We start from the raw sequence: 26,232 nt of genomic DNA on the forward strand, positions 1-26,232 counted from the left end.
GCCTGATAGGCAAACCCGCGCGCCGTTCCTCACGGCACCCCGTTCGCGCAATGCAACGCAAACCCGGGGCGTTCGGCGAGCCGCTCGAAATACGCGGAAACGGCGGGCAAACGGGGATGCTCGAACGGCGTGCCGAACCAGCGGTTCACCGACAACCCAACGGGAATATCCGCAAGCGAAAATTGCGAGCCGGCAACGAACGCGCCGGTTGCCTGCAGCCGCGCGTCGAGAATGCGCATGTGGCGGGTCCAGGTGTCGACCGAAAGGGCAATGTCGTTCGTCGCCTGGTGAGCGGGCGACGCTCGGACCAGACCGAGAAATGCATAGCTCCACGAGCGGTTCAGATCGGTCGCCTGCCAGTCCATCCATTGATCGACGCGCGCACGCATCACGGCATCGGCAGGATAGAGATGCGCGCCGCCATAGCGCGACGCCAGATAGCGGATGATGGTGTTCGACTCCCACAGAACGAAATCGCCGTCCTTGATGACCGGCACGAGCGCATTGGGATTCAATGCGAGGAACTCGGGCTCATGTGTCGAGCGAAAGCCCGCGCCCCAATCCTCACGCTCGAAGGGAAGGTTCAATTCGACACAGGTCCAGAGCACCTTGCGAACGTTGATGGACGATGCTTTGCCAAGGATGTTGAGCATATCGAGAGGGCCGGGAAGGGAAACCGCACGCGTGCACGATACGTCACGCGTCGGGCCGGCGCCATGTACAGTTGCCCGAGCACACGCCGCTGCAGTGCCCGGCCGCGCTTGCAATCCGCACGCAACCGGCGCATGGTTCAACGACTTGCCCCCCGCTCGAATCAGGAGACTCGACGATGTCGCTCGCGCTATATGGTCACCCGTTTTCCTCGTACACGCAGAAAGTGCTCGTCGCGCTGTACGAGAACAACACACCGTTCGAATTTCGCGGCATCGGTCCGGATTCGCCCGAACATACGGCGCAGTGGCTGCAACGCTGGCCGCTGCGCAAGTTTCCGGTGCTCGTGGACGGCGAGCGCAACGTTGCGGAAACAAGCATCATCATCGAATACCTGCAGCTCGAGCATCCCGGGCCGGTACGCCTGCTGCCCGCCGATCCCATGGCCGCGCTCGACGTGCGCTTTCTCGACCGCTTTTTCGACTTGCATGTCATGACGCCCGTGCAACGCGCCGTGGACGGCGCGTTGACCGGCGACCCGGCGAGGCGCGACGAAGGGCGGGCCTTTGCGGCCGAAAAGCTCGAACTTGCTTATGCATGGCTCGAAGGCCATCTCGCGGGCAAAACCTGGGCGGCGGGCGAGGACTACACGATGGCGGATTGCGCCGCGTCTTCGTCGCTTTTCTACGCGGACTGGACGCATCGCATCGCCCCGGCGTATCCCGTGCTGCGCGCCTATCGCGAGCGCCTGCTCGCGCGGCCTTCGTATGCACGTGCCGTGAACGAGGCGCGGCCATACCGCCCGCTCTTTCCGCTCGGCGCACCGGATCGCGACTGACGTGATTCGGTAAGGTATCCGAATGACTGCGCGAAGAAAAAGTACAGAGAGACAAGCCTGCCCGCACCAACGCCTCAGGCGCTTTCGCGCTCCTTAAGCCGTTTGCGGTGCGCGGCAACTTTCGCCCGATTCCCGCAGATCGCCATGCTGCACCAGCGGCGCGCGTGGCCGCGCGTGTGGTCGGCGAAGAGCAGCGTGCATTTCGGCCCTTCGCACGCTTTCACGTGCGTGAAGTCTTGCTCGCACACCAGTTGCGCCAGCGCTTCGGCAATCGGCATCAACAGCGATTCCGGCGTTTTCCAGCGCCGGTTCACGCGGTACTCGAACGCCGCCGCGCCTTCGCGACCGGCTGCAACGACCTCGCCGTAGCGATCGTCGCGCGCGAGCAGGTCGTTCAGCAGCGCAAGTTCGCCCAGATCAGAGCCGGCTAGCGGCCGGCCTTTTCTTTCCCGCACGAAGCCCCGGAACCATTCGCGCAGGGCGCGCGCCTCGCCAGCAACCGTGTCGAACTCGGCGGCCGTGAACTGCGCGCGCAGGGCGGCGAGCGCCGATGCGGGGACCATGCCCGCCTGTTCGAGCCACGACAGCAAACCTTCACCGTCGGCGATCCAGTCGAAGGGCACGTCCACCGGTGTCGCGACCGAGTTCAGGAAGTCGAGTCCGGGCGCGTCGGCCACGAATATCGCAGGGATTGGACGGTAGTCCATGTTCTTGCCGCAAAAAGGGTAATCAGGGTGCATTCAGTGTAACCATCAAAATCGTTCTTGACAAGTTACATCACCGATGAGTAACCTCTAAAACGTCGTTTGTATGGTTACTCACGGTGACGGCGCAGCGCGATCGATGTCGCGGTCAGCGCCACTTTCCTGGGAGCAGGGCATGTCTCACGGCAATACGAGGGTGGTGCTGGCGCACGGCGCATGGGCGGACGGGTCGAGCTGGAGCAAGGTGATCGAACGGCTGAGCGGTCAGGGCATCGACGCGGTGGCCGCGCCGCTTCCGCTCACATCGCTCGGTGACGACGTGGCGGCGCTCGAGCGCACGCTCGAACGCGTCGACGGGCCGGTCGTGCTGGCCGGTCATGCGTACGCGGGCGCCGTAATCGGCGCGACGCGCGCCGCGAACGTCGCGGCGCTGGTGTACGTGGCCGCGCTCGCGCCCGACGAGGGCGAGACCGTGGCCGACGTGTTCTATCGCGGCAAGACGCACCCGCAGGCGCCGCAACTCGCGCCCGACCGCCACGGCTGGATCTGGCTGCCGCACGAGGCGTTCGCCAATGCGTTCGCACAACACGCCACGCCGCAGGAGGCGGCGGCGCTCGCCGCAATCCAGCGTCCCATTGCGGCGGCATGCATTGGCGAAGCGGTGGCGCGTCCGCGATGGAGAGACCGCCCGGCCTGGTTTCTCGTCGCCGGCGAGGACCGCATGATCGATCCCGGCACGCAGCGCTTCATGGCAAGCCGCATGAACGCCCAGATCCACGCCCACGAAGTCGACCACACGCCGAGCGTCACGGCGCCCGACGCCGTGGTGCAAGTCATTGCCGAAGCTGTTCGGTCCGTCTCTTCGCGCTGACCCGCGCGATTGTCCATTCATCTGTCCGTTCATCTCTGGAGGAACCCATGGCAGCCATTACCTACCGCCGCGCCGATGTCGACGGTTTCAACGTGTTCTACCGCGAAGCCGGGCGCACCGGCGCACCGAAGCTCCTGCTCCTGCACGGCTTTCCGAGCGCCGGCCACATGTTCCGCGACCTCATTCCGAAGCTCGCCGAACGCTTCCATATCGTCGCGCCGGACCTGCCGGGCTTCGGTCAATCGGACTTGCCGGACCGGGACCAATTCGCGTACACGTTCGAGAACATCGCGAACGTGATCGCGCGCTTTACCGAACGCATCGGCTTCGACCGGTTCGCGGTGTACGTATTCGACTACGGCGCGCCCACGGGCTTTCGTCTTGCGCTGGCGCATCCCGAGCGCATCACGGCGATCATTTCGCAAAACGGCAATGCCTACGAGGAAGGCCTCAGCGACGGCTGGAATCCGATTCGCGCTTACTGGCAGGACCCGTCGCCCACGAATCGCGACGCGCTGCGCGCCATGCTCACGCGCGAAGCGACGATCTGGCAATACACGCACGGTGTGCCCGATGCGTCGGCGGTGTCGCCGGACGGCTATTCGCTCGACGACTACTACATGAACCGACCCGGCGCGCGAGAGATCCAGCTCGACCTGTTCCGCGATTACCGGAGCAACGTGGCGCTGTACCCCGCGTTTCAAGCGTACTTCCGCAAGCACCAGCCGCGGTTTCTCGCCGTGTGGGGCAAGAACGATCCGTTCTTTCTGCCGCCAGGCGCAGAGGCATTCAAGCGCGACTTGCCGCAAGCAGTGGTGCGCTTTTTCGACACCGGGCACTTCGCACTGGAAACGCACGCCGACGAGATCGGCACGGCGATCACGCAGTTTCTCGAATGATGATTCGCCATACTGATCGAACGAGGAGTGGGAAGATGTTTGGAAAAGTCGCAATCGTAACGGGCGCAAGTCAGGTAACGGGCGCAAGTCAGGGCATTGGCCGATCGACGGCCGTGAGGCTGGCGCGCGACTTCGACGCTGTCGCCGTGGTGGCGCGCAACCGCGAGCAACTCGAGCAGACCGCCGCGCAGGTGAGGGAGGCAGGCGCCGAAGCGCTCGTCATCGACATCGACCTGTCGCGTGCCGAAGCTGCGCGACACGTGGTGGAGCAAACGCTCGCGGCGTTCGGGCGCATCGACGCGTTGCTCAACATTGCGGGCGCGGTGCCGCAGATCGATCTGTTCGAAATGACCGACGAGCAATGGGAGGCCGGCCTCGCGCTGAAACTGCACGGCGCGAGACGTTTGACGATCGAAGCCTGGCCGGCGCTGAAGGCGAGTTCCGGTGCGGTCGTGCTGATGTCGGGCAATTCGGCCGTGTTTCCGAAGGCGCCCTATGCGGCAGTCGGCACGATCAACGCGGCGATTGTCGCGCTCGCGAAGGCTTTTTCGGACCGCGGCATCGCAGACGGCGTGCAGGTCAACAGCGTGCTGCCCGGTCCCGTGATGACGGGCCGCCGCCAGTCGTATCTGGAGCACTGGGCGCCGCTGCACGACATGAGCGTGGCGGAAGCTACGGCGACATTCCCGGCCGAAGCGGGCATTGCGCGCTACGGCACGCCCGAGGAGATTGCCGAACTGATGGCGTTCATCGTCTCGCCCAGCGCGCACTGGATGACCGGCACGACGCTCAGAATGGACGGCGGCGAGGTCAAGTCGATCTGAGCGCCGAAGGCGCGCCGGGAGCTGTGCTGGCGCGCCTGGTCGTACGAGATGGATGCATGAACAACCAATGACGCAGGCGCTCGCCTGCGTTTTCGCATGGGTCCGCCATTTTGCCCACATGGCGCGTACCGGGTATCATCACGACCTCGTCGGTAATACATCAACGCCCCCCAATACGATCCGGACACCTCGCGTGAAGCGCAGGTGAGCATTGGCGCGCGCCTGCGCAGGCCGCCGCGCCCTGGTGCAGATCGACATCTCAAGCTTGCAGGAAGCGTCATGAAACGAGTTTTGGCGGGGTTATTGCTGTCTACGCGTTCGCCGGGGGGCGGCGCCGCAGCCGCGCGAGCGGCGGCATGAGCACAACGCTCGCATTCATGCGTCGCGCGGGCCCGCTTGCCGCGCGTATTGCCGGCGCGATTGTCGGCGGCTATGCGCTTGGCGCACTCGCGAGCGTGGCTGCGCTCGCGCTGCCCATGAGCGCACCGCAAGGCGTCATCACGGGCATGCTGGCGAGCTTCATTGTCTACACGGGCGCGGTGATCTGGGTATTTCTCGCGCGAAGCGCGCGGCGCGCGTGGGCCGGCTTGCTGCTCGCGGCGCTGCCGCTCGCATTGGCGGCGTGGTGGGCTTCGTCGTCGGTTGCGTCCGCAACGTCTACTGAACCCGGCGTAGCGGCGGCGGGAGGCACGCACACATGACGCAATCGGACAAACAACCGCAAGCCCGCGGCGTGCGTCAGAGCATGTCCGGTCTCCACACGTGGGCCGGCTTGCTCGTTGGCTGGATTCTCTACGCGATGTTCCTGACCGGCACGGTCAGCTACTTCAAGGAGGAGATATCGCAGTGGATGCGGCCTGAAATCGCGCACCAGCAGGTCGCGCCCGACCCCGCCGCCGTCGCGCAGCGCGTCAACGGCACGCTCGAAACGCTTGCGGCGGGCAGCCCGCAGTGGAGCATGCAGCTGCCGACCGAACGCAGCAATATCGCCAGCGCGTTCTGGCGCATGCCCGCTGCGGCGTCAGGCAAGCGCGCCTTCGGCGAAGCGACCTTCGATCCCGCGACGGGCGACAAGGTCAGCGCACGCGACACGCTGGGCGGCGAGTTCTTCTATCGTTTCCATTTCCAGTTCTACTACATGCCGGTGATGTGGGGACGCTGGCTGGCGGGGCTGTGCGCGATGTTCATGCTCGTGGCGATCGTGAGCGGCGTGATCACGCACAAGAAGATCTTCGTGGACTTCTTCACCTTCCGCTGGGGCAAGGGCCAGCGTTCCTGGCTGGACGCCCATAACGCGCTTTCGGTGTTCGGCCTGCCGTTCCACCTCATGATCACGTACACGGGTCTCGTCACGCTGATGACGATGTACATGCCATGGGGTGCGCAAATCGCGCTGAAGACGCCTGCGCAGCGCGAAGCGCTGGCCGCGCAGATGAGCGCGTATATCCAGCCCGGCAAGCCGCTCGGCGTGAAAGCGCCGCTCGCGCCGGTAGACGCGATGGTGCGCGAAGCACAGGCGCGCTGGGGACGAGACAACGTGCTGCGCGTGACGGTGACGAACCCCGGCGACGCGAGCGCGCGCGTGGCCGTTTCGCGGGGCGAGGCCGAACGCGTGTCGACGAGTCCGCAGTACCTGCTGTTCGACGGGGTGAGCGGCAAATTGCTCAGCGTGAACGACAGCGTGGGCGGGGCGGCCGAAACGCGCGGCGTGCTGTACGCGCTGCACATGGGGCGCTTCAGCGACCTGCAGTTGCGCTGGCTGTATTTCATCGTGAGCCTCGCGGGCACGGCGATGGTCGGCACCGGGCTCGTGATGTGGACGGTGAAGCGCCGCCAGAAGCTGCCCGATCCCGAACGGCCGTACTTCGGCTTTCGCGTGGTGGAGCGCCTCAATATCGCGAGCATCGCCGGACTCTCCATTGCGATGACAGGCTATGTGTGGGCCAACCGCCTGCTGCCGGTCTCGCTCGCGCATCGCGCGGACGCGGAAATCAACGCGTTCTTCGCGATCTGGGCGGCCGCTTTGTTTTACGCGCTTGCGCGCCCCGCGAAACGCGCGTGGATCGAGTTGCTGTGGCTCGCGGCTGCCTTGCTGGCGTTGTTGCCCGTGCTCAATGCATTGACCACCCAGCGCCCGCTTTGGCGCAGTCTCGCCGATGGCGACTGGGTTTATGCGGGCTTCGATCTGATGATGTGGGCGTTTGCCGCGCTGCACGCGGTGCTCGCGTTACGCACGGCGCGGCATCGGCCGCGCACGAAGGCGGTGGGCAAGCGCGGCGTGGACGCACTCGCGGCACAGGAGGACGTGTGATGCCGGTTTTCGCTTTGCTGCTGTGCGTGAGTGCTTTTACGTGTCTCGCGATGGCGATGGAGCGTCATCAGGAGGCGTTGTTCCGCGCGCGGTTGTCCGCCGCGCTTGCCCGTGTTCTGCGCTGTGCGGGTTGGTGCGCGCTATTCGTTGCGCTGTGGCTCGCGGTGGCGGGCAAGGGCTGGGCGCTTGGCCTCGTCTGGTATAGCGGATGCACGAGCCTCGCCGCAGGTATCGTGTATGGACTCCTGATTGTTTATGCGCAGCGGATTTCAGTGCGATAGGAGAAGGGTCTTTCGGCATTTGCAAACATGCCGGTATCAAGGCGTTATGTAAGTTGCGGTTACAGAGCGCCGGCCTTCAATCGTGCCGTATTCAGTGTCTTGCGCCGACAACGGAACCAATTTCACGCGCAGGTCGTTCCAAAGCAAGCGACTAATATAGGAATACCGATTACCCGGTGCGTGAAGGAGTTGCAAACATGAAAAAGCTTGCGCTTATGTTGCTTCCTGTTCCGCTTTCCATGCTGGCGCCGGTGGCACAAGCGCAAAGCAGCGTCACCCTGTATGGCGTGATCGACGAAGCCTTCCAGTTCGTCCACAACGCCGACGCCGAGGGAAACAACCTGTATCGGATGCAAGGTGGCAATCTGCAAGGGTCCCGCTGGGGAATGAAGGGAACGGAAGACCTGGGCGGCGGCTTGAAAGCGATCTTCCAGCTGGAAAGCGGATTCGATATCAATAGCGGCACTTCGGAACAGGGCGGACGCCTGTTCGGCCGCCAGGCATTCGTGGGTTTGACGCACTCGCAGTACGGCACGCTGACACTGGGCCGCCAGTACGATCCGGTCGTCGATATGGTCCAGCCGCTTACCGCAGACAATTACTGGGGCAGCACGTTCGCCACGCCTGGCGACGTCGACAACAACGACAACAGCTCTCGTACGAACAATGCGATCAAATATCTCTCGCCGCAATTTGCGGGCTTCCAGGTCGAAGGCATGTATGCGTTCGGCGGCGTCGCGGGCGCGACGGGTTCGCAGCAGACCTGGTCGGCGGCAGCGAGCTATGTGACTGGCCCGTTCAGCATCGCGGCAGGTTACTTGCGCATGTATAACGCAAACTCCACCATTCCACGGGCCAACTGGACCAGCACCTCGGACGGCACGTTCGATGGCGGTTTTCAGAACCTCGCATACGAAACGGCCAAGTGGGTCGGCATTGGCTCCGTTGCCCTGCAATACGTGGCCGGCCCCTTTACGTTCGGCGGCCGGTATAGCAACGCGCAGTACAAGGCCGACGCCCAGTCGCTGTTCCCATCGAACCAGCGCTACAACGTTGCTGGCGGTTTCGTGAACTATGCGCTCACGCCGGCGTCTCTCGTCGGGATTGGCTATACGTGGACGCACAGCGCGGGCGACACCTCGGCAACCTATAACCAGGTCTCGCTGGGCGGCGACTACAACCTCTCCAAACGTACCGACGTGTACCTTGTCGGCGCGTGGCAGCACGCCAACGGCACGCAGCGCGTGCCGACCGCTACGGGCTCCATCCTGACCACCGCGGTGGCTTCCGTGGCGGACTATGGGCTCAACGGCAGCTCGAGTTCGCAGTTCATGGTGAGTCTCGGCATCCGTCATAAGTTCTGATCATGCCGCGGCATCCGCCCCGGCACGCCTTCTGCGCCCGCCGCACCGCATGGCCGCTCCGGCCGTGCGCCGGCGGGCGCGCCATTTCGCCTTCGAGCCGCCTTTCAGCCGCGCCAGGTGGCGGTAGGACCATGGTCTGATTGTCTTCGCTGTACCGCTCCCACATCATTGAACGGACCACTGCGCCGGCCGCACGGTGCAGTGGTCGCCCTGGATTTGGGCGTTGTGCCGACAGCACGGCGCTCGCTTCCCAACCTCCCGCCGATAGCAGCAGGCGTAATCGGCGCGCTCTCGCACGCGCCCAAGGAGTTGATATGGATACCTATATAAATCGCCGGACAGGCGCTCTGTGCGCCGCCGTGCTGCTTTTGGCGAGCGCCGCGCAGGCAACGCCTATTGCTTATCCCGCGAAGGGGCAGAGCGCACAGCAACAGCATGCGGACGAATCGGCCTGCTACTCCTGGGCGAAGAGCAACACGGGAATCGACCCGAAACAGGTTGCGGCGACACCACCGCCGCCTTCGGGCCCTGCCGTGGGCGGTGGCCAACGTGTTCAGGGCGCGGCGCGCGGCGCGGCGGGCGGCGCGGTGATCGGCGCGATTACCGGCGACGCGGGTAGAGGCGCGGCGGTAGGCGCTGCGGCCGGAACGATGGTGGGCGGCTCGCGCGCGCGCCAGGACCGGCGCGCGCAGCAGGCCAACGCGCAGCAACAGCAGCAGGGCGCCATTGACACGTTCAACCGCGCGTTTGCCGCTTGCATGCAAGGGCGCGGCTACACGGTCCAGTAAGACTCGCCGTGCCTCGGGGCGGCGTAAGACCAAGGTCCGATTTGTCCGCTGCGATGCGTCTGCGACTATGTCACTGAACGATGAGCCACGCTTGGCAACGATGTGCGAGCAACGTCTCATTCAGGCGTGACGTTCGATCCGCATACGTGAGTGCTGTGTCCGGGCTGTAAAAACTCAATGGAGGACAACGATGAAGCGACGGATTTTTGTGCTTACGGCGGCTGCTGCGGCTGGGCTGGCCGTTGCGGGGTGCAGCACGACCACGAGCAGTGGAACGAGCGGCGCGACCGACGCGGCAAAACGCCAGGAAATCGATGCGTCCGTGGACGGGACGATGTCACGGCTGTTCTCAACGGTCCCAGGCTCGCAAGAACTGGTTTCCAAGGCGCAAGGCGTGCTGGTGTTTCCTTCGGTCGGGAAGGCGGCGTTCATTATCGGCGGGGCATATGGGCAGGGCGCGCTGCGCGTAGGTGGAGCGACAGTCGGGTACTACAGTACGGCGGCCGCTTCGTTCGGCTTGCAGGCAGGGGTGCAGTCGACCGCGGTGATTTTCCTCTTCATGACGCAGGACTCGCTCGACAAGTTCCGCAACTCCAAGGGCTGGTCGGTTGGCGGCGACGTTGCCGTTACGCTCGTCAAGGTCGGTGCGAATGGCCAGATCGACACGAGAACCGCAACGGCGCCGGTCCAGGCGATCGTGATGACCAATACGGGCATCATGGCCGACGCGTCGGTAGCCGGCACGAAGGTGACGAAGCTCGATCTGTAACAGGAGGTCGCGATGCCGTACCTCAAGTGGGTTGTTTCAGCGGCCATTGTCGCCGCGGCTCAGCTTGCCGCGGCGCAGGGGCAGACCACGGCCAACGTGACGCACGAGCCGGGCAAGGCAACCGTGACCGGCATGCATACGGTGACGGCGACCATCACGAAGATCGACGCCGATACGCGCACCGTCACGCTCAAGCGCCACGACGGCAAGCTGGTCGAAGCCGAGTTGGGGCCGGAAGTCAGAAACTTCGCTCAGCTAAAGGTTGGCGATGTCGTGACCATGACCTATAAGGAATCGCTTACGCTGAGCCTGAAAAAGGGAGGCGGCGAGGAGACCTCGATACAGGAAACGCCGCAAGTCGAGCGCGCGGCTGCCGGCGAAAAGCCCGGCGGCATGGTCGGGCGTCAGGTGAAGGTGACGGCGAATGTCGTGTCGGTCGACGCGAAGACGAAAACGGTCACGTTGATGGGACCCGAAGGCGGGACGATGGACCTGCACGTCGAGGATCCCCAGCAGCTCGCGAACGTGAAGGTCGGCGATCAGGTCGAGGCTGTGTATACGGAAGCGTTCGCCGTATCCGTCAAGCCTGCACACAAGTAGTCGCGCATGGGGCAGCCGCTTGTGCCCGGGACGCCGGTCGGCGCGTACGGCGGCGCGGGTCTGGCTGTCCCCATCGGTAACCGAGCGCACAGTCATATGAGCAACGTGACACGATCCGTGGCCGTCGTCGACGACGAGGTGTCGGTCGGGCGAGCCATCCAGCGCTTGCTGAAGTCGGTCGGCATCGACTCCGACGTGTACACCAGCGGCGAGGCATTTCTCAACGCGCTGGCGGCTGCGGCGCCTCATGCGCCGACGTGCGTGATCCTCGATATCCAGATGCCCGGCATCAACGGTATCGAAGTGCAGCGCCGGCTGGGCGGCACCGGCATACAGTGCATCGTTATTACGGCGCACGACGATGCGCGCGTGCGCGAGCAGGCGCAGGCAGCCGGGGCGGTCGCGTACCTGCGCAAGCCGTTCGACGACTCCGCGCTCATAGGTGCGGTCCACGCGGTGCTTGGCGTGGCGCCGCCAGGCTGACGCCACGCAGGCCGAACCGGTACAGCGACGATGCAGCGACCACGCCACGACCACGCCACGACCGGCGCCAGGGAGGCCCCGCGATGAAGCGCGCCGAGCTTCTTGTTTGCCACGACTGCGATCTCATGCAGCGCGGCGCGGCTTGTCCGCCTCGCGGCACGCTGCGATGCGTGCGCTGCAACGCCGAGCTGGAGCGGGATCTCCCGGAAAGCCTCGGACGTGCGCTCGCGTTCGCGCTCGGCGCGCTCGTGCTGTTCGTCATCTCCAACCTGTATCCGATCGTCGGGCTCGCGGTGAACGGCAATCTCGTGCTCACGACACTGTGGCATTCGGTCGAGATACTCTATCTCGACGGCATGTGGCCCATCGCGGCGCTGGTGTTCGCCACGACGATCCTCATGCCGGGCATGCAGGTCGCCTGTCTGCTCGCCCTTCTCGTGCCCCTTGCGCTCAACCGCGCGCCCTGGCGGGCGCCGGTCCTGTTTCGCGTGCTGTACATCGCACGGCCCTGGGGCATGACCGAGGTGCTGATACTCGGCCTGCTGGTCGCGCTCGTGAAGCTGTCTCATATCGCAACCGTCGTGACGGGCGTTGCATTGTGGTCGTTTGGCGCGTTGATGCTGGTGCTCGCGGGCGCGAGCGCGGCGTTCGACGCGCGCCAGTTCTGGGCGCGCGTGGCGCGCGCGAAGCAGCAGGCCAACGCAACCAGGGCGGCCGGCGTAGCCGCAGTGCCCGACGTGACAACGAGCTTCGCGCCTGGCGAGGCGGCCGGAGCACGAGGCGGCCGGATTGCAGGCACGCTCACGGGTGCTGCGTGCGGGATCGCGCGCTGCCACGCGTGCGGCATGCTCGCGCGCATGCCGGCGGCCGCGCATGCCGCAACGTGCCCGCGCTGCGGCAGCGCGCTGCATATGCGCAAGGTCGCGAGCCTCTCGCGCACGTGGGCGCTCCTGGTCGCGGCGGTGGTGCTGTACGTGCCTGCGAACGTGCTGCCCGTCATGGACACGAGTTCGCTGTTCGGCACGCAGAAGGACACGATCATGAGCGGCGTGGTGTATCTGTGGGTGTCGGGCTCGTGGCCGCTCGCGCTGCTCGTGTTCATTGCCAGCATCGCGGTGCCCATGCTGAAGATTCTCGGGCTTTCGTATTTGACGTGGTCCACGCAACGCCGCTGGACGTGGCTGCCCGAGCAGCGCACCCGCATCTACCGGCTGATCGAACTGGTCGGCCGCTGGTCGATGCTCGACATCTACGTCATCACGATGCTCGTTGCGCTGGTGCAGTTCAACGCGCTCGCCACGATCAAGGCGGGGCCCGCCGCGATCGCTTTCGGCGCGGTCGTGATCCTCACGATGTTTGCCGCGAACATGTTCGATCCGCGTCTGATCTGGGACGCTGTGGAGCGCGAGAATGGCAGCCCCAGGTAACGACAATTCCCTGCCGGATCTGCCCGAGGCGAAGCCGGTGCAGGGCTCGCGCTGGCGCATGCAGATCGTCTGGCTCGTGCCGATCGTCGCGGTGCTCATCGGCGGCTGGCTCGCCGTCAAGGCCATCGTCGAGGAGGGGCCGACCATCACGATCAGCTTCAAGACCGGCGACGGCCTCGAGGCCGGCAAAACGAAGATCAAGTACAAGGACGTCGATATCGGCGTGGTGAAGGCGGTCACGCTCTCGCCCGATCACAAGCGCGTGATTGCGACGGGCGAACTCGTGAAAGACGCCACGAGCATGCTCGTCGACAACACACGCTTCTGGGTCGTGCGCCCGCGCATTTCGGGCGGCACCGTGTCGGGCCTCGGCACACTGCTGTCGGGCTCCTTCGTCGGCATGGACGAAGGCAACTCCACCAAAACACGCCACGACTTCGTGGGACTCGAAGTGCCGCCGGTGATTCCGAGTGACATTCCGGGGCGCGAATTCGTGCTGCACAGCATGAACATGGGCTCGCTCGATGTCGGCTCGCCGGTGTTCTTCCGTCGTCTTCAGGTCGGGCAGATCGCTTCCTACGAGATGGACCCGAACGGCCGGGGCGTGACGCTGCGCGTGTTCGTGAACGCGCCTTACGACAGGTTCGTGCGCAGCGACACGCGCTTCTGGCACGCGAGCGGACTGGACGTGTCGCTGAGCCCCGACGGCGTGCAGATCAACACGCAGTCGGTGGTGTCCATGCTCATTGGCGGCGTGGCGTTCGAATCGCCCGATGCCGAGACCGGCGGCGAGTCGCCCGAGGCCGACGCCAACGCGAAGTTCGAACTCTACGCCACGCACGCCGACTCGATGAAGGTGCATGACCAGATTGTCGATACTTACGTCGTGACCTTCTACGATTCGGTGCGCGGGCTGACCGTGGGCGCGCCCGTCGACTTCCGCGGCGTCGTGATCGGCGAGGTGACACGCATCTACACGCGCTTCGACCCCGAGAAGAAACAGTTCAGCATTCCTGTTGAAATCAACCTGTATCCGGAGCGGTTTACGTCGCGCTACCAGGATGGCAAAGCGGGCGGACGGCTCAGTGCGCAGCCGCGCCAGCTTGCCGAGTTCCTGGTGGCCAACGGCTTCCGGTTCCAGCTGCGCTCGGGCAACCCGCTCACGGGACAGCTGTACGTTGCCTTCGATGTTTTCCCGGACACGCCGAAGGCGAAAATCGACTGGTCGAGAACGCCGCCCGAGTTGCCGACCGTGCCGCGCACGCTGCAGTCGCTGCAGGATTCGCTCACGCGGCTGCTCGCCAAGCTCAACGGCATTCCGTTCGACGCGATCGGCGCGAACGCCGAGCGCACGCTGCGAAACGCGAACGAGGTGATGGCGAAACTCGGCACCGACGTCGTGCCGCAGGCGCACGACACGCTTTCGGCCGCGCAGTCCACGCTCAACTCGGCCACCGACGCCTTGCAGCCCGACTCGCAGCTTCAGCAGAACACGAGCGACGCCATGCGCGAACTGGCCCGCACCGCCGCTTCCGTGCGCATGCTCACGGACTATCTCGAGCGCCATCCCGAGGCCGTGGTGCAAGGCAAACCAGGAGGCAAGCAGTGAACCGCCGCAACGTGACCTTGCATACCGCGCTCGGCGCTGCGCTGGTGTGGCTCGCCGGATGCTCCTCGCCGTCGCCTACCTTCTATGCGCTGCGCGCCGATGACGGGAGCGCCGCGACAGCGGCCGCAGCGCCCGCCGTCCCAACCGGCGCTGCCGCGCTCGACGTCGTCGTCGGTCCCGTGACCGTGCCCGACATGGTGGACCGGCCGCAGATCGTCACGCGCAATCCGGACAACACGATCGCGATGAACGAGTTCGCGCGCTGGGCCGCGCCGCTCAAGCTGGACATCGGGCGCGTGGTTGCCGCGGACCTCGCGCAGCGGCTCGGCGCGGCGCGCGTTTCGACGGTCGATGTGGGCGCAACGCCGCCGCCGGTCTGGCGCGTTCGCGTGGATATCACACGCATCGACAGCGTGCTGGGAGATTCGGTGACGATCGACGCGCAGTGGATCGTGAAGCCGCCCGGTCACGCGGCGCTGACGCTCGGGCACACGCTGGCGCACGAGAAGGTGACGAGCCAGGACTACGGCGCGCTCGTCGACGCGCATGATCGCGCACTCGCCGCCATCAGCGCCGACATAGCCGCGGCGATACGCGCCGACCACCCAACAGTTGGCAGTGCGACGGATTGAGCGCACCACGCGGGTTCTCATGAAGACGTTGTGTTGTGCGTTGCTGGCGCTGGGCACGACGCTGGCGTTGACGTTGGTGGCGGCCCACGATGCCCGGGCCAGCGTGCCGCGCAACGAGGACGCGCCGGCGGGACTCTTCGCGGTGCTCGATTACGTTGTCGCGCCCGCTGAGCCAACGTCCCCGCAAAGCGCGCCTGGCTTGAGCGAGGCCGGCGTGGAGCAGGAGACGATCAAGGCGCGCATTGTCGAAGCGTGGTTCTACAGACTGCGCGCGGACCCGGCCGTCGCGGTCGCCGTGCCCGGCGGCGTGGCGGGTCTCGAAGCGCGCTTGCGCGACGACGCGGCGCGCGAGCGCCTGATCCGCAGTGGCATTGCGCGCCTGACGCCGCCAGACCGGTTGGCGTACTTCACGCTGCTCGCGAAGTACATGAGCCGCGTGGCGCGCGGCAATTGCCAGGGGATCGCGAGCGTGCAGGACATCGCCGACCGTATTTCGATCGGCAGCATGAGCGATGCCGACACGGCCGAATACTTTTCGTTGCTCTACCGCGTGGTGATCCGTTCCGTGCTTGCCGCGCCGCTCACGCTGCCCGCGCCCGCGGCGTACGAGAGCGCGTTGCGGCATCTGGACGATGCGGTCAACGCGGCGCTTGCGGGCGATCCGCTCGCCGTGGCGCGGCTCGAACGCGTCACGAACGGCGGGCCCGGCGCCACGATGGCCGACATCTGCTGGGCGAGCGCGGTGCTCATGCGCTCGACGGCGGCGATGAGCGGACCCGATCGCGACGCGTTGCTGCTCTATATGCTCGGCGAAGGCGCAGCGGTGCGAACACCTGCCCGCGATTCCACGCATGCGCGTTGATCGGGCCGGCGTTGCGCGTCAGGGCGAAGCCTTCGACCAGCCCGGACCCGGATCGAATGACGTCATCGCTTCGGCTTTCGCCGCGCCATCGGGGCCGAGATCGCGCTCGTAGACCTGGCCGTCGTGGCTCACCATGAACGTCTTGATGCCCGTGTCGCCATAGCGCACCGGCCATGCGACGACGCCGAAGCCGCCGAACAGCTTGCCGTGGGCCATGTAGTTATACGCGCCGCCCGGCGCGTGCGGCCCCTGAGAGGTCAGCAGCTTGTAGTGGTAGCCGTAGTAGCCGGCGTTTTCGGTGTTGCGCGCGCCGGCTGTGGCAAATGCGACGCCTAGCGGACTTGGCGCCTGGTCGGCGTCGGTCGGCCAGTACAGGCCGTCCTGTTTGCCCGGCGAACTCGCGAGCTTGCTGGCGTAGACCAGCATGTCGCTGCCGTCGTGATACGCCTGCGCATATTCGCGTTGGGCGTCGTAGATCGCGAGCATCGTCTGCATCACGGCAAGCTCGTTGCGGCCGATGCGGCGCACGCGCATTTCCTCGACACCGGCCTGCGTGTCGAAGTGCCAGCCGTGAGCGGTCTTGACGAGCGGAATCGGAAAGGTCCACCCGTCGTCGCCAACGGCGATGGCCGCATGATTTGCATCGGTATCCTGAATGGTGTGCGAGACCTTCCATTCACTGAGGAATTTGTCGCGGAGCTCGGCGCCCACCGGCGGGATCAGCTGGCGGAAATCCGCGCCGAAGAGCGTGCGCAATTCCGCTTCGTCGTTGCCGGCCACAGCGTTGCCGAACGCCGCCATCGCCGCGTCGGGCGTGGAGAAGGTGCTTTGCCCGGCGGCGAAGCAAGGCCGTGGCGCGTACGCCATGAGCGCGATGGCGATAGCCGCTGCGGCTGCCGCGGTTGCCGCCGGACGGAGAATCTCATGTCTGTTCATCGCCGTTCTCCCTAGCGTCTGCCGCCGCCGCGTCCGCCGCCACCGCCGCGCATGCCGCCGCCGCCGCCGCTTGGGCGATTGAACCCCGAGGATTGCATGCTGGAGCGGCCGCGGCTCGCGTCGCGCTGCGTGGCGCCGCCGCCGCCAACCCCCTGGAAGGCGCTGTCACGTCCGCCGCCGCCGTAGCCTCTGCCACCGCCGGCACCGCCGCCATACCCGCCGCCCCCGCCGGCTGCGCCGGCGCCCGCGCGATTGCCTGCGCCGGCGTTGTTGCTCACGCCCGCGCGATTGCCGCCCGCGTTACCGCCGGGACCGTTACCGCCAGGACCGTTGCTGCCGAGATTGCCGCGATTGCCCGCGCCCCCGTTGTCGGCGATGTTGGCGCGGTTGCCGACACTTGCGTTATTGCCCGCGCCGCCGCGATTGCCGCGATCTCCGCGATCGCCGAGATTGCCCTGATTCGCTTGATTCCCGCGGTTGCCATTGCCGAGGCCCTGGCCGCCTGCACCGCCGCCCCCGCGGTTGCCCGCGCGATCGGCCACGTTCGCGCCGCCTGGGCCACTCTGGCCGTTGCGGCCGCGATAGTCGCGGCGTCCGTCGGCGCCCCCCACGTTGTTGCCGAATTTTTCGCGCGTGGCGTTGTCACGGTACGCAACGCCCTGGCGATGGCTCGAATCGTGCTTCCACTTGCCTCCCTGAACCTTCGTGCTGTCGAAATTGCGATTGACGTTGCGCGCCTTGTTGACGTTGACGTTGACGTCGCCGCCGCCCCAGTTGCAGTTGCTGAAAATCGCGCCCGCTGCGGCAATGCCCACGCCCCATGCGAAGCCGGTCGCCAGCGCGGCGCCGGGGTAGTAAGCGGGATATGGCGGCCAGGCGTACGGCGGGTAAGCCGGGGCGCTCCATGCGCCGTATACGACCGTGGGGTTGTACGCGGGCACGTAAATGACCTCGGGGTTGGTGGGTTCGATCTTCACGATGGTCTGGCCGCCCTGCGCGGGCGGCTGTTCGACCACGACTTGTTGCTGCTCGTTGCTCTTCAGGTTGCCCGAGTCCTGCGCGCGCGAGCGCAGGCGCTGCACGGCGGCGAGCACATCTTTTTCCTGGGCGAGAAACGCGTCGCCGAGCTTCTGGGTCCAGTCGAGCTTGTCGCTCATCGGTTCGAGCACCTGCGGGAACGCTACGAGCGATTTCACGCTCGTGTCCCACGACTGGTCCTGCACGGCCTTCACGGCGTCGTCGCCCTTCACCTTCGGGTGCTCCTTGACCCAGCGCGCCGCGTGCACGATTTCCAGCGGGTAGGTGGAGGCCATCAGGACCTGTGCCAGCACCGAATCGGGGTAGAGCGCAATCGGCGCGACGAGCGCTTCCAGCTCCTCGGGTTTGTAGGGGGCGGGCTGCGGCGCGTCTTGCGCGCGCAGCGTCTGGGCGCCTGCGAACAGCAACGCGAACACGAGCAGGCAGACCGTGTGCATGCGTTGTTTGATCCATGAAGTCATGGCCGATCCTTCCATTCGTTTGCTCAACCGGAGTACGGGACGGATAGCGACAACGAGACTGGGCGAGCGCGTGCGCGCGCATTCTTCCTTTTCGAGTGTGGCGAGGCGGGGCGGCCCACGCGTATAGTCCGGTAAGCTGCATCGTGATGGCAATCGGACCAGAGTCCTATTGACACCGCAACAGCTGCGCAACGATGCTATTCGTTCGTCGAAGCGAGCAGCGTGGATACCTGGAGGTCCAGAATGAAAATGCGTTTTGCTGCCCGGTGTGCGACGGTGCTCCTGCTTTGCGCGCCCGTTTTCATGTCCGAGGTATATGCGCAAGCGGGAACGATGGGGACGAGGCAGATGCGGGACGTGCAGCGCAAAGCGGAGCAAAAGGCCCGCTCGAACCAGTCTCAGCAGAATACTCAGAAGAACGCGACGCAGCATCATGCGGCGAGCGCACCGGCGCCGGCTTCGGCGCCTTGATCGACAACGACATCAAACGTGCCGCCGCGCGTGAAAAGTGTGACTGATCGCGCCAGTCATTGAAAGCGATTTCAGCCTGAAATAATGATCGCGGTTATTTCATTGTCGATAAACCAGATAATTAAGAATGCACAAAAAAAGATATTTATTCATATTGAATGGATATCAATATCGATTGTGCGGTCCAATATCGAATTCGAATAAAATGTTCGCAAATATCTCCCGTAAATAGTCAGTGTATATCGGCAATCATACGCACATTAAAGCCCTGCTGGGCTTGAGCGGCGGCGTGTACGGAAAAAATTATCGAAAACAATTGCACCGGGGATCAATCATCGGCAATTTCTTTCATATAATTAACGCGCGGCGAAAGCGTATGGACACGCTGTTCCGCAACGATGATTCCATCCAGTCTTTTCTTCAATGAATGACTCATTCTCCGCAACTGCCGGAGCGTTCTTCAAAATCTAAAGCAGGCAGTAGTCGGTATTGGGGCGCGCAACCTGGCCCCGCGAACGGCCGGAATTCTGGTGCTCGTCAAATCCGCCCCGCCTGGCGCCGAAGCGTTTGAAGCGATCGAAACGTTTCTCACGCCGCAGCGGGGCAGCGTAGTCGGAGGACACCGTGATCAGGGCAGACATGGGGAACGAAAAACTAAAACTGAACAGATCGAGAGCCGAGCATGCGGCGGCCAGCCTGCTGGCATGGCTCGATAGAATCAAGCCACACAGTCTCCCGAACTCGAAGGCATCGGCCGCGGCCAAAACCGGCCACGTATCGGCGCAGGCCACGCAAGCCATTGCGCAAAGTGTGCACAGCGTGCTCGAAGTCGTGCCTGCAGCGGCGCTGGTGATCGACGAAACGGGCAACGTTGCGTGGGCGAATGGCATGGCCACCCGCGTGCTCGGCTACGCCCTGGGCGAATTGATCGGCATGCGTGTCGAAACCGTGCTCGTGGCCTGGCGAAGAGACGCGCGCCCTGTATCGTTCGCCGCCCTGCAAGGCGCAGAAGGCATGCCGCACAGCACGACGCGTGTCGCTATCGCGCGCACGAAGAACGGCGCCGATCTCGACGTTCACGTGAGCGCTTCGGCGACGCTCGCCGCCGGACCGGCGGCGCGCATGGTGGTCGTCATCGAACCGGAACGTCGTGATGCGGCGCTCGCGGAACCCGGCAGCGAACCACGCCGGCTGCGCCGGGAACGGGCGTCCGAAGTGGGCGACATGGCCGCCGCGCTCGCGCACGAAGTCGACCAGCCGCTCACGGCCATTCTGAGCAACGCGCAGGCGGCGCAGCGGTTTCTCGCCCAGAACCCGCCGGCTTTGAGCGATCTGCGGGAACTGCTCGGCGAGGTCGTGTCCGATAGCACCCGTGCGCACGCGATCATCCGCAAGATGCGCCAGTCGGCGCGGTGCGAACCGTCCGAGATGTGTCCGGTCGATGTGGGCAGCCTCGTGCGCGACGTGGTTCGCCTGCTGCGCCGCGAGACGGAAACCTGTGGCGCGGCTGTGGGCGCACGCATCGAAGACGGGCTGCCGCAGGTGCATGGCGATGCGGTCCAACTGCAGCAGGTGCTCGTCAATCTGCTGTTGAACGCGTTCGACGCGGTGCACGACTGCCGCCCCGAAGATCGCAGGGTGTGCATCGTCGTCACGGCCAGCGAAGATCGCGGCAAGGTGCGCCTCGCCATTCGCGATCATGGGCCCGGTGTCGACGCCGACCGGCTCGTCACGCTGTTCAAGCCGTTCATGACGTCCAAGCCGCAAGGGCTGGGCCTTGGCCTCTCCATCAGCCGCACCATTGTGATGGCGCATGGCGGCCAGCTGTGGGCCGAGCGCAACGCCGATCGCGGCCTGACCTTCCATATCGAACTTCCTGCTCAGGGCGCGTACGTGCAGACGAATACGCGTTTTTCACCATGAACTCGCCAACCCCCATCGTGTTCGTCGTGGACGACGACGAACACGTTCGCAACGCGCTGAGCCGCTTGCTGCGATCCGGCGGCTACACGGTGGAGGCCTACGGCAGCGCGAGCGCGTTCCTGCACGGCGCGGATCTGACGAGCGCGCCGGCGTGCCTGCTGCTCGATCTCCAGTTGCCCGACTTGAGCGGCATTGAATTGCAGCAGCGGCTCGAGGGCAGGGTGCCGATCGTCTTCGTTTCGGCCCACGGCGACATGGGCACGGCGGTGCAGGCGATGAAGGCGGGCGCATCGGACTTCCTGACGAAGCCGATCGACGCGAGCGTGCTGTTCGAGGCCACGTCGCGTGCGCTCGAGCGCGGCTGCCAGCTGTTCGAACAACGCGAGCAGCACGCCGAGATCCAGCGCCGCGTCGAAAAGCTGACGCCGCGCGAGCGCGAGGTCATGGCGCTCGTGGTGATCGGCCGGCCGAACAAGCTCGTGGCCGACGAACTGGGCGCGGCGGAGAAAACGATCAAGATTCACCGGGCCCGCGTCATGGAGAAGATGAAAGCGAACTCGCTCGCCGATCTGGTGCGCCTCATGACCACGTTCGACGCCGACGAGCCGCATCCGCTTCGGCATACGGGCTGAGCGAGCTAAGGGGCAGGGCCCCATGGCCCTGTCACTTCAAATGGCTATTGCGCCAGTCGCGCGGCGTCATGCCAAAGCGCGCGCTGAACCAGTTCGTGAACGAGCCCTGCTGCGCATAGCCGAGCAGGTCGGAAACCCGCCCGATGGGGTAGCGCGGGTTGCTCATGTAGCGCACCGCGAGTTCGCCCCGCACTTCCTCCACGAGCCGCGTGAAGCTCGTACTGGCGGCCCCGAGCTGGCGCTGCATGGTGCGCACGCTCAGGCGCAGATACTCGGCCACGCCCTCGACACTGGCCCGCTCGAGCGGCAGCAGCAGGTAGATCGCCTTGCGCACCTCGAGCGCGGCGGAATCTTCACCTGTCACGTTGAGCGAATCAGCGAGGCTTTCCGCGTAGCGCACCAGCTCGGGGTCGGCGGCCGGGTTCGGGTAGTCGAGGTCGGCGGCCGCGCATACGAAGCCGTTGAAGTCGCTGCCGAATTCCAGCGGGCAGCCGAAAAAGCGCCGGTGATACGTGAGGCTGGGCGGCCCCCGATGAACGAAGTGCACCGCGCGCGGTTTCCAGTGCTCGCCCAGCAGCGCGCTGGAGTGGCGCGCGAGCACGCCCACCGCGAGTTCGATGGCCTGGTAGGTCGGCGTGCCGGGATCGACAACGAGTTCCTCGCGGATCGTGACGGTCGCGCCCGTATCTTCGACATACACCGCGAGCGCCTCGTTGAGCAGGTGCCGGTACTCGGCGGTGGCGAGCAGCACCTCGCGCAGCGTGCGCTTGTGCGCGAGCAGGATGTTGACCACGCCACTGCCGAACTTGTGGCGTGTCTCGGCCATTTGCAGCGCGAAGGTCGGGCACGACGCTTTTTCTGCCGAGCGCTCCAGCAAGCGGCACGCGGCGGCGGCGGGAATGCGGTGGTCCGGGTTCGCGAGCGCCGCGGCGTCCACGCCCGCCTCGTGCGCAAGCTCGACCGGGTTCAGCCCCACGCGCTTCGCCACGTCGAAATAGCCGCTCAGCGAGACCGAGCTCAGAGTCGTTTCCATGGTCGTGTCTCCTCGATGCCGCGCTCTCGCCGCGCCTTTTAGCCCGTAGAACATACGCGCGCGCTGATACTGGTGTTAACGCCTGGTGGCGCGAAAAGCTAAAACGATGGCGCGCGATCAGAAAAGTGTAGCGCAGGATTGCCGTATCGTGCATCTCAACGGATCAGCCAGTTCCGAGCGGTCTTTCAGGCTCCTGGCCACGTTGTCAAACGTTGAAATACCGTCACCCAATATTGGAGAACACGATGCAATTCCTCGACGATTCGCTGCACCCCGAGAACCAGGACAAGGTAGTGATCACCACCGCGCCGTATGGCCCGGAGTGGATGCCCGAAGACTTCCCGGAAGACATTCCGGTCACGATGGAAGAACAGATCCAGAAGGCCGTGGACTGCTACAACGCGGGCGCAACGGTGCTGCACCTGCACGTGCGCGAACTCGACGGCAAGGGTTCCAAGCGCCTGTCGAAGTTCAACGAGCTGATCGCGGGCGTGCGCGCCGCGGTGCCGGACATGATCATCCAGGTGGGCGGCTCGATCTCGTTCGCGCCGGAAGACGACGGCCAGGCCGCCAAGTGGCTCTCGGACGACACGCGCCACATGCTGGCCGACCTCGAACCGAAGCCGGACCAGGTGACCGTGGCGATCAACACCACGCAGATGAACATCATGGAGCTGCTCTACCCGGAATACCTGGAGGGCACGTCGCTGGCGCACCCGGCGCTGATGGCCGCGTATAGCGAGATGACGGTGCCGGCCGGCCCGGCATGGGTGGAGGAGCATCTGCGCCGCCTGCAGGCTTCGGGCATCCAGCCGCACTTCCAGCTCACGGGCATCCACGCGCTCGAAACGCTCGATCGCCTCGTGCGCAAGGGCGCATACAAGGGTCCGCTGAATCTCACGTGGATCGGTATCGGCGGCGGCTTCGACGGCCCGAACCCGTTCAACTTCTTCAACTTCGTGCACCGTGCGCCCGATGGCTGCACGCTCACGGCGGAATCGCTGCTCAAGAACGTGCTGCCGTTCAACATGATGGCGATGGCCATGGGCCTGCACCCGCGCTGCGGCATCGAAGATACGATCATTGACCAGCACGGCAACCGCATGACGTCTGTGCAGCAGATCGAGCAGTGCGTGCGCGTGGCGCGGGAACTGGGCCGCGAAATTGCCACCGGCAAGGAAGCGCGCGAGATCTACCGCATTGGCGTGCAGTACGACACCGTCGACGAAACGCTCGCGGCCAACGGCATGGCGCCGAACCGCGTGACCGGTGTGAAGAACCTGCCGCTGCGCGCGGCGTAATGAAAGTGGGGCCCGGCGCGCATGCGTGCCTGTGCCGGGTCCTGAAACGGGTGTTTGGCTTTTGCTTCGTGCGTGCCGGCAGACCTGAGAGAACAACGGAACCCGACGAAGAGCGGGTCACCCAGGAGACAACTCATGCTTACGCATGCTGAGCCCACTGCGGGCGAATTGACGACGACCCGATCGAGCGTGCCCGCCTATGCGTGGGTCGTGTTCGCCTTGACAGTCGGACTGCTGCTTTCGGACTACATGTCGCGCCAGGTTTTGAATGCCGTGTTTCCGCTGCTCAAGACCACGTGGAACCTCTCGGACACGCAGCTCGGCTCGCTGAGCAGTGTGGTCGCGCTGATGGTGGGCGTGCTCACGTTTCCGCTTTCGGTGCTCGCCGACCGCTGGGGCCGCGTGAAGAGCATCGTGCTGATGGCGGCGCTGTGGAGCATCGCGACGCTGGGCTGCGCGATCTCGACGAACTTTGGCGAAATGCTGCTCGCCCGTGCCTTCGTGGGTATCGGCGAAGCGGCGTATGGCAGCGTGGGTATTGCAGTTGTCCTGAGTATTTTTCCGGTCCGGCTGCGCTCCACGATCACGGGCGCCTTCATGGCGGGCGGCGCGTTCGGCTCGGTGCTCGGCATGGCGCTGGGCGGCGCGGTCGCGGCGCAGCTTGGCTGGCGCGCGGCATTTGGCGCGATGGCGGTCCTGGGTATCGTGCTGGTCGTGATCTATCGCATCGTCGTGACGGAAAAGCGCATTGCCCCGCTGCAGCCGGCAAACGTGAGCCGCGAGACGAATGGCCTTGGCATGCGCCTGAGCCTGCGCGCGCTGCTCAAGGGCCTCTTTTCCACGCGCTCCGTGGTGTGCGCGTATGTGGGCAGCGGCCTGCACCTGCTCGTGCCCGCGGCGGTGTGGAGCTGGCTGCCGAGCTTTTTGAACCGCTATTACGGCATGGCGACCGGCAAGGCGGCCGCGACCGCCGCGTTGTTCGTGCTCGTGACGGGCGTGGGCATGGTGGTGTGCGGCAACCTCGCGGACCGCTTCAGCAAGGACAACGGCGCGCGCAAATGGAGCATTGCGATCGCATACTGCCTGCTCTGCTTCGTGCTGCTCACGGTGGGCTTGCGCATGCCGGCTGGCCCGGCGCAACTCGTGCTGATCGGCGCGGCGATGTTCTTCTGCGCAGGCGCAGCGGGCCCCTCGGGCGCGATGGTGGCGAACCTCACGCCGCCCTCGATCCACGCTTCGGCGTTCGCCACGCTCACGCTGGCGAACAACCTGCTCGGTCTTGCGCCCGCCGCGGTGCTCACCGGCATGGCCGCGGATCACATCGGCCTGCTCGGCGCGCTGCAGCTCGTGCCGTTTGCGCCGCTCGTGGCGGCTGGTGTTTTCCTGATCGGCAAGCGCAACTACGCCGTCGATCTGGATCGTGTGAACACACTGCGCGAAGAAGCCGGTGGTCACGCACAACGATGAATCTGAATTTGCAGTCTGAGTCGGCTTGACTGAGTTCCAGTCAATGCGTTTGAGTAAAGAACAGGAGATTGAACATGGCGAAAGCAGTGCGCTTCCACGAAACCGGCGGTCCCGAAGTTTTGCGCTATGAGAGCGTTGAAGTGGGCGACCCCGGCCCCGGACAGGTTCGCCTGCGCCATGAGGCAGTCGGCCTGAATTTCGCGGACACCTACTTCCGCTCCGGCCTGTACCCCGTGCCGCTGCCTGCTGGCATGGGCGTGGAGGCCGCGGGCGTGGTCGAGGCCGTGGGCCCCGAGGTGAGCAACGTCGCCGTGGGCGACCGCGTGACCTACACCGGCTTCATCAACACGCTCGGTGCGTACAGCACGGAGCGTCTGATCCCGGCGGCGCCGCTCATCAAGCTGCCCGACGCGATTGCATGCGAAACGGCGGCCGGCATGACCATGCGGGGCCTCACTTCGTCGTACCTCATGCGCCGCATTCACGACTTCAAGGCCGGCGACACGATCCTGCTGCACGCCGCGGCGGGCGGGGTCGGCCTGATCGTCTCGCAGTGGGCGAAGCTGCTGGGCCTCACGGTGATCGGCACGGTGTCGAACGAGGCGAAGGGCGAAGTGGCGCGTGCACACGGTTGCGACCACATCGTTTACTACGGTCGCGAAGATGTCGCGAAGCGCGTGCGCGAACTGACGAACGGCGTGGGCGTGAACGTGGTGTTCGACAGCGTGGGCAAGGACACCTTCGAAGCGTCGCTCGATTCGCTCAAGCGCCGCGGCCTGATGGTGTGCGTCGGCACGGCTTCCGGCCCGATTCCGCCGTTCAATCCGCAGATCCTCGCGATGAAGGGCTCGCTCTATCTCACGCGCCCGGCGCTGGCGGACTATATCGCCGACCCCGCGGAGAAGAACGAACTGGCTTCGGAGCTGTTCGGGCACGTTGCGGCGGGCCGCATCAAGATCGAACTGAACCAGCGTTACGCGCTGGAAGACGCGGTGCAGGCGCACCGCGACCTTGAAGCGCGCAAGACGACGGGATCGTCGGTCTTCGTCATCTGAGG

26 protein-coding genes are annotated in these 26,232 nt (G+C 65.3%); 21 read left to right on the top strand and 5 right to left on the bottom strand.

What is annotated here, in order from left to right; genetic code table 11:
* Positions 1–29: 29 nt before the first annotated feature.
* A complete protein-coding gene (locus U5A57_RS04060) occupies positions 30–653 on the bottom strand; it encodes a glutathione S-transferase (protein WP_321908402.1) in 624 nt (207 codons plus the stop codon).
* A gap of 176 nt (positions 654–829) precedes the next feature.
* Here U5A57_RS04060 and U5A57_RS04065 point away from each other — a divergent pair, with 176 nt between their 5' ends.
* Positions 830–1,489, top strand: a complete 660-nt coding sequence (locus U5A57_RS04065; protein ID WP_321908404.1) for a glutathione S-transferase family protein — start codon at positions 830–832, stop codon at positions 1,487–1,489.
* A gap of 74 nt (positions 1,490–1,563) precedes the next feature.
* Here the strand turns inward: U5A57_RS04065 and U5A57_RS04070 are convergent, their stop codons facing one another.
* Positions 1,564–2,196, bottom strand: coding sequence for a CGNR zinc finger domain-containing protein (locus U5A57_RS04070; protein ID WP_321908407.1), 633 nt, complete (start codon positions 2,194–2,196; stop codon positions 1,564–1,566).
* 172 nt (positions 2,197–2,368) lie between these two features.
* On the opposite strand from U5A57_RS04070, the gene U5A57_RS04075 reads away from it, so the two are divergent.
* The 15 genes from U5A57_RS04075 to U5A57_RS04145 all read left to right on the top strand — a co-directional run bounded on the left by U5A57_RS04075 (position 2,369) and on the right by U5A57_RS04145 (position 15,913).
* Positions 2,369–3,064 carry an alpha/beta hydrolase gene (locus U5A57_RS04075; RefSeq protein ID WP_321908409.1) on the top strand — a complete coding sequence of 232 codons (696 nt, stop codon included), beginning with the start codon at positions 2,369–2,371 and terminating at the stop codon, positions 3,062–3,064.
* A 47-nt stretch (positions 3,065–3,111) separates the two neighbouring features.
* The gene (locus U5A57_RS04080) at positions 3,112–3,963 is read left to right on the top strand and encodes an alpha/beta hydrolase (protein ID WP_321908411.1); all 852 of its coding nucleotides are present in this window, start codon (positions 3,112–3,114) and stop codon (positions 3,961–3,963) included.
* Positions 3,964–3,998: 35 nt separating this feature from the next.
* Entirely contained in the window at positions 3,999–4,787 is a 789-nt protein-coding gene (locus tag U5A57_RS04085) for an SDR family oxidoreductase (protein ID WP_321908412.1), read from the top strand.
* Between the two features lie 356 nt (positions 4,788–5,143).
* Positions 5,144–5,488, top strand: coding sequence for a DUF3649 domain-containing protein (locus tag U5A57_RS04090; RefSeq protein ID WP_321908414.1), 345 nt, complete (start codon positions 5,144–5,146; stop codon positions 5,486–5,488).
* A complete protein-coding gene (locus U5A57_RS04095) occupies positions 5,485–7,098 on the top strand; it encodes a PepSY-associated TM helix domain-containing protein (RefSeq protein ID WP_321908416.1) in 1,614 nt (537 codons plus the stop codon). The genes U5A57_RS04090 and U5A57_RS04095 overlap by 4 nt, the downstream gene beginning before the upstream one ends.
* The gene (locus U5A57_RS04100; protein WP_321908417.1) at positions 7,098–7,379 is read left to right on the top strand and encodes a DUF3325 domain-containing protein; all 282 of its coding nucleotides are present in this window, start codon (positions 7,098–7,100) and stop codon (positions 7,377–7,379) included. The genes U5A57_RS04095 and U5A57_RS04100 overlap by 1 nt, the downstream gene beginning before the upstream one ends.
* Positions 7,380–7,576: 197 nt before the next feature.
* Positions 7,577–8,743 carry a porin gene (locus U5A57_RS04105; protein ID WP_321908418.1) on the top strand — a complete coding sequence of 389 codons (1,167 nt, stop codon included), beginning with the start codon at positions 7,577–7,579 and terminating at the stop codon, positions 8,741–8,743.
* A 314-nt stretch (positions 8,744–9,057) separates the two neighbouring features.
* Positions 9,058–9,531, top strand: a complete 474-nt coding sequence (locus U5A57_RS04110; protein ID WP_321908419.1) for a glycine zipper family protein — start codon at positions 9,058–9,060, stop codon at positions 9,529–9,531.
* A gap of 190 nt (positions 9,532–9,721) precedes the next feature.
* The gene (locus U5A57_RS04115) at positions 9,722–10,300 is read left to right on the top strand and encodes a YSC84-related protein (RefSeq protein WP_321908421.1); all 579 of its coding nucleotides are present in this window, start codon (positions 9,722–9,724) and stop codon (positions 10,298–10,300) included.
* 12 nt (positions 10,301–10,312) lie between these two features.
* Entirely contained in the window at positions 10,313–10,900 is a 588-nt protein-coding gene (locus U5A57_RS04120) for a copper-binding protein (RefSeq protein ID WP_321908423.1), read from the top strand.
* A gap of 96 nt (positions 10,901–10,996) precedes the next feature.
* Positions 10,997–11,383, top strand: coding sequence for a response regulator transcription factor (locus tag U5A57_RS04125; RefSeq protein WP_321908425.1), 387 nt, complete (start codon positions 10,997–10,999; stop codon positions 11,381–11,383).
* 83 nt (positions 11,384–11,466) lie between these two features.
* On the top strand, positions 11,467–12,810 hold the full coding sequence (locus tag U5A57_RS04130) for a paraquat-inducible protein A (protein ID WP_321908427.1): 1,344 nt from the start codon (positions 11,467–11,469) through the stop codon (positions 12,808–12,810).
* Complete coding sequence (locus tag U5A57_RS04135; protein ID WP_321908430.1) at positions 12,794–14,419, top strand: intermembrane transport protein PqiB; 1,626 nt, start codon at positions 12,794–12,796, stop codon at positions 14,417–14,419. The genes U5A57_RS04130 and U5A57_RS04135 overlap by 17 nt, the downstream gene beginning before the upstream one ends.
* Positions 14,416–15,051, top strand: a complete 636-nt coding sequence (locus U5A57_RS04140; protein WP_321908432.1) for a PqiC family protein — start codon at positions 14,416–14,418, stop codon at positions 15,049–15,051. Before U5A57_RS04135 ends, U5A57_RS04140 begins: the two co-directional genes overlap by 4 nt.
* A gap of 19 nt (positions 15,052–15,070) precedes the next feature.
* Entirely contained in the window at positions 15,071–15,913 is an 843-nt protein-coding gene (locus U5A57_RS04145) for a hypothetical protein (RefSeq protein WP_321908434.1), read from the top strand.
* A gap of 18 nt (positions 15,914–15,931) precedes the next feature.
* Here the strand turns inward: U5A57_RS04145 and U5A57_RS04150 are convergent, their stop codons facing one another.
* Positions 15,932–16,849, bottom strand: a complete 918-nt coding sequence (locus U5A57_RS04150) for a DUF2950 domain-containing protein (RefSeq protein WP_415764042.1) — start codon at positions 16,847–16,849, stop codon at positions 15,932–15,934.
* An 11-nt stretch (positions 16,850–16,860) separates the two neighbouring features.
* Complete coding sequence (locus U5A57_RS04155; protein WP_321908436.1) at positions 16,861–18,348, bottom strand: DUF3300 domain-containing protein; 1,488 nt, start codon at positions 18,346–18,348, stop codon at positions 16,861–16,863.
* A gap of 1,110 nt (positions 18,349–19,458) precedes the next feature.
* On the opposite strand from U5A57_RS04155, the gene U5A57_RS04160 reads away from it, so the two are divergent.
* A complete protein-coding gene (locus U5A57_RS04160; protein ID WP_321908437.1) occupies positions 19,459–20,742 on the top strand; it encodes a HAMP domain-containing sensor histidine kinase in 1,284 nt (427 codons plus the stop codon).
* The gene (locus U5A57_RS04165; protein WP_321908439.1) at positions 20,739–21,374 is read left to right on the top strand and encodes a response regulator transcription factor; all 636 of its coding nucleotides are present in this window, start codon (positions 20,739–20,741) and stop codon (positions 21,372–21,374) included. The genes U5A57_RS04160 and U5A57_RS04165 overlap by 4 nt, the downstream gene beginning before the upstream one ends.
* Positions 21,375–21,405: 31 nt before the next feature.
* Here U5A57_RS04165 and U5A57_RS04170 read toward each other — a convergent pair whose 3' ends face one another.
* Positions 21,406–22,407 carry an AraC family transcriptional regulator gene (locus tag U5A57_RS04170; RefSeq protein WP_321908441.1) on the bottom strand — a complete coding sequence of 334 codons (1,002 nt, stop codon included), beginning with the start codon at positions 22,405–22,407 and terminating at the stop codon, positions 21,406–21,408.
* A 245-nt stretch (positions 22,408–22,652) separates the two neighbouring features.
* Between U5A57_RS04170 and U5A57_RS04175 the strand changes: the two genes are divergently transcribed.
* From U5A57_RS04175 to U5A57_RS04185, 3 genes are all read left to right on the top strand, one after another.
* Complete coding sequence (locus U5A57_RS04175; protein ID WP_321908442.1) at positions 22,653–23,708, top strand: 3-keto-5-aminohexanoate cleavage protein; 1,056 nt, start codon at positions 22,653–22,655, stop codon at positions 23,706–23,708.
* Between the two features lie 135 nt (positions 23,709–23,843).
* Positions 23,844–25,175 (top strand): MFS transporter, encoded by a 1,332-nt coding sequence (locus U5A57_RS04180; protein ID WP_321908443.1) that lies wholly within the window; start codon positions 23,844–23,846, stop codon positions 25,173–25,175.
* A 74-nt stretch (positions 25,176–25,249) separates the two neighbouring features.
* Positions 25,250–26,230 (top strand): quinone oxidoreductase, encoded by a 981-nt coding sequence (locus tag U5A57_RS04185; RefSeq protein WP_321908445.1) that lies wholly within the window; start codon positions 25,250–25,252, stop codon positions 26,228–26,230.
* Positions 26,231–26,232 lie beyond the last annotated feature (2 nt).

Source organism: Paraburkholderia sp. J11-2 (genome assembly GCF_905220185.1).
Classification (GTDB): Bacteria; Pseudomonadota; Gammaproteobacteria; order Burkholderiales; family Burkholderiaceae; genus Paraburkholderia.

Bases quoted from the DNA above. Each gene is read 5' to 3' on its own strand.
- U5A57_RS04105 (WP_321908418.1), top strand. From the start codon at position 7,577: ATGAAAAAGCTTGCGCTTATGTTGCTTCCTGTTCCGCTTTCCATGCTG.
- U5A57_RS04165 (WP_321908439.1), top strand. From the start codon at position 20,739: ATGAACTCGCCAACCCCCATCGTGTTCGTCGTGGACGACGACGAACAC.
- U5A57_RS04160 (WP_321908437.1), top strand. From the start codon at position 19,459: ATGGGGAACGAAAAACTAAAACTGAACAGATCGAGAGCCGAGCATGCG.
- U5A57_RS04095 (WP_321908416.1), top strand. From the start codon at position 5,485: ATGACGCAATCGGACAAACAACCGCAAGCCCGCGGCGTGCGTCAGAGC.
- U5A57_RS04065 (WP_321908404.1), top strand. From the start codon at position 830: ATGTCGCTCGCGCTATATGGTCACCCGTTTTCCTCGTACACGCAGAAA.
- U5A57_RS04135 (WP_321908430.1), top strand. From the start codon at position 12,794: ATGGCAGCCCCAGGTAACGACAATTCCCTGCCGGATCTGCCCGAGGCG.
- U5A57_RS04100 (WP_321908417.1), top strand. From the start codon at position 7,098: ATGCCGGTTTTCGCTTTGCTGCTGTGCGTGAGTGCTTTTACGTGTCTC.
- U5A57_RS04155 (WP_321908436.1), bottom strand. From the start codon at position 18,348: ATGACTTCATGGATCAAACAACGCATGCACACGGTCTGCCTGCTCGTG.
- U5A57_RS04180 (WP_321908443.1), top strand. From the start codon at position 23,844: ATGCTTACGCATGCTGAGCCCACTGCGGGCGAATTGACGACGACCCGA.
- U5A57_RS04110 (WP_321908419.1), top strand. From the start codon at position 9,058: ATGGATACCTATATAAATCGCCGGACAGGCGCTCTGTGCGCCGCCGTG.
- U5A57_RS04060 (WP_321908402.1), bottom strand. From the start codon at position 653: ATGCTCAACATCCTTGGCAAAGCATCGTCCATCAACGTTCGCAAGGTG.
- U5A57_RS04145 (WP_321908434.1), top strand. From the start codon at position 15,071: ATGAAGACGTTGTGTTGTGCGTTGCTGGCGCTGGGCACGACGCTGGCG.
- U5A57_RS04090 (WP_321908414.1), top strand. From the start codon at position 5,144: ATGAGCACAACGCTCGCATTCATGCGTCGCGCGGGCCCGCTTGCCGCG.
- U5A57_RS04080 (WP_321908411.1), top strand. From the start codon at position 3,112: ATGGCAGCCATTACCTACCGCCGCGCCGATGTCGACGGTTTCAACGTG.
- U5A57_RS04125 (WP_321908425.1), top strand. From the start codon at position 10,997: ATGAGCAACGTGACACGATCCGTGGCCGTCGTCGACGACGAGGTGTCG.
- U5A57_RS04130 (WP_321908427.1), top strand. From the start codon at position 11,467: ATGAAGCGCGCCGAGCTTCTTGTTTGCCACGACTGCGATCTCATGCAG.
- U5A57_RS04120 (WP_321908423.1), top strand. From the start codon at position 10,313: ATGCCGTACCTCAAGTGGGTTGTTTCAGCGGCCATTGTCGCCGCGGCT.
- U5A57_RS04070 (WP_321908407.1), bottom strand. From the start codon at position 2,196: ATGGACTACCGTCCAATCCCTGCGATATTCGTGGCCGACGCGCCCGGA.
- U5A57_RS04150 (WP_415764042.1), bottom strand. From the start codon at position 16,849: ATGAACAGACATGAGATTCTCCGTCCGGCGGCAACCGCGGCAGCCGCA.
- U5A57_RS04075 (WP_321908409.1), top strand. From the start codon at position 2,369: ATGTCTCACGGCAATACGAGGGTGGTGCTGGCGCACGGCGCATGGGCG.
- U5A57_RS04115 (WP_321908421.1), top strand. From the start codon at position 9,722: ATGAAGCGACGGATTTTTGTGCTTACGGCGGCTGCTGCGGCTGGGCTG.
- U5A57_RS04085 (WP_321908412.1), top strand. From the start codon at position 3,999: ATGTTTGGAAAAGTCGCAATCGTAACGGGCGCAAGTCAGGTAACGGGC.
- U5A57_RS04175 (WP_321908442.1), top strand. From the start codon at position 22,653: ATGCAATTCCTCGACGATTCGCTGCACCCCGAGAACCAGGACAAGGTA.
- U5A57_RS04185 (WP_321908445.1), top strand. From the start codon at position 25,250: ATGGCGAAAGCAGTGCGCTTCCACGAAACCGGCGGTCCCGAAGTTTTG.
- U5A57_RS04170 (WP_321908441.1), bottom strand. From the start codon at position 22,407: ATGGAAACGACTCTGAGCTCGGTCTCGCTGAGCGGCTATTTCGACGTG.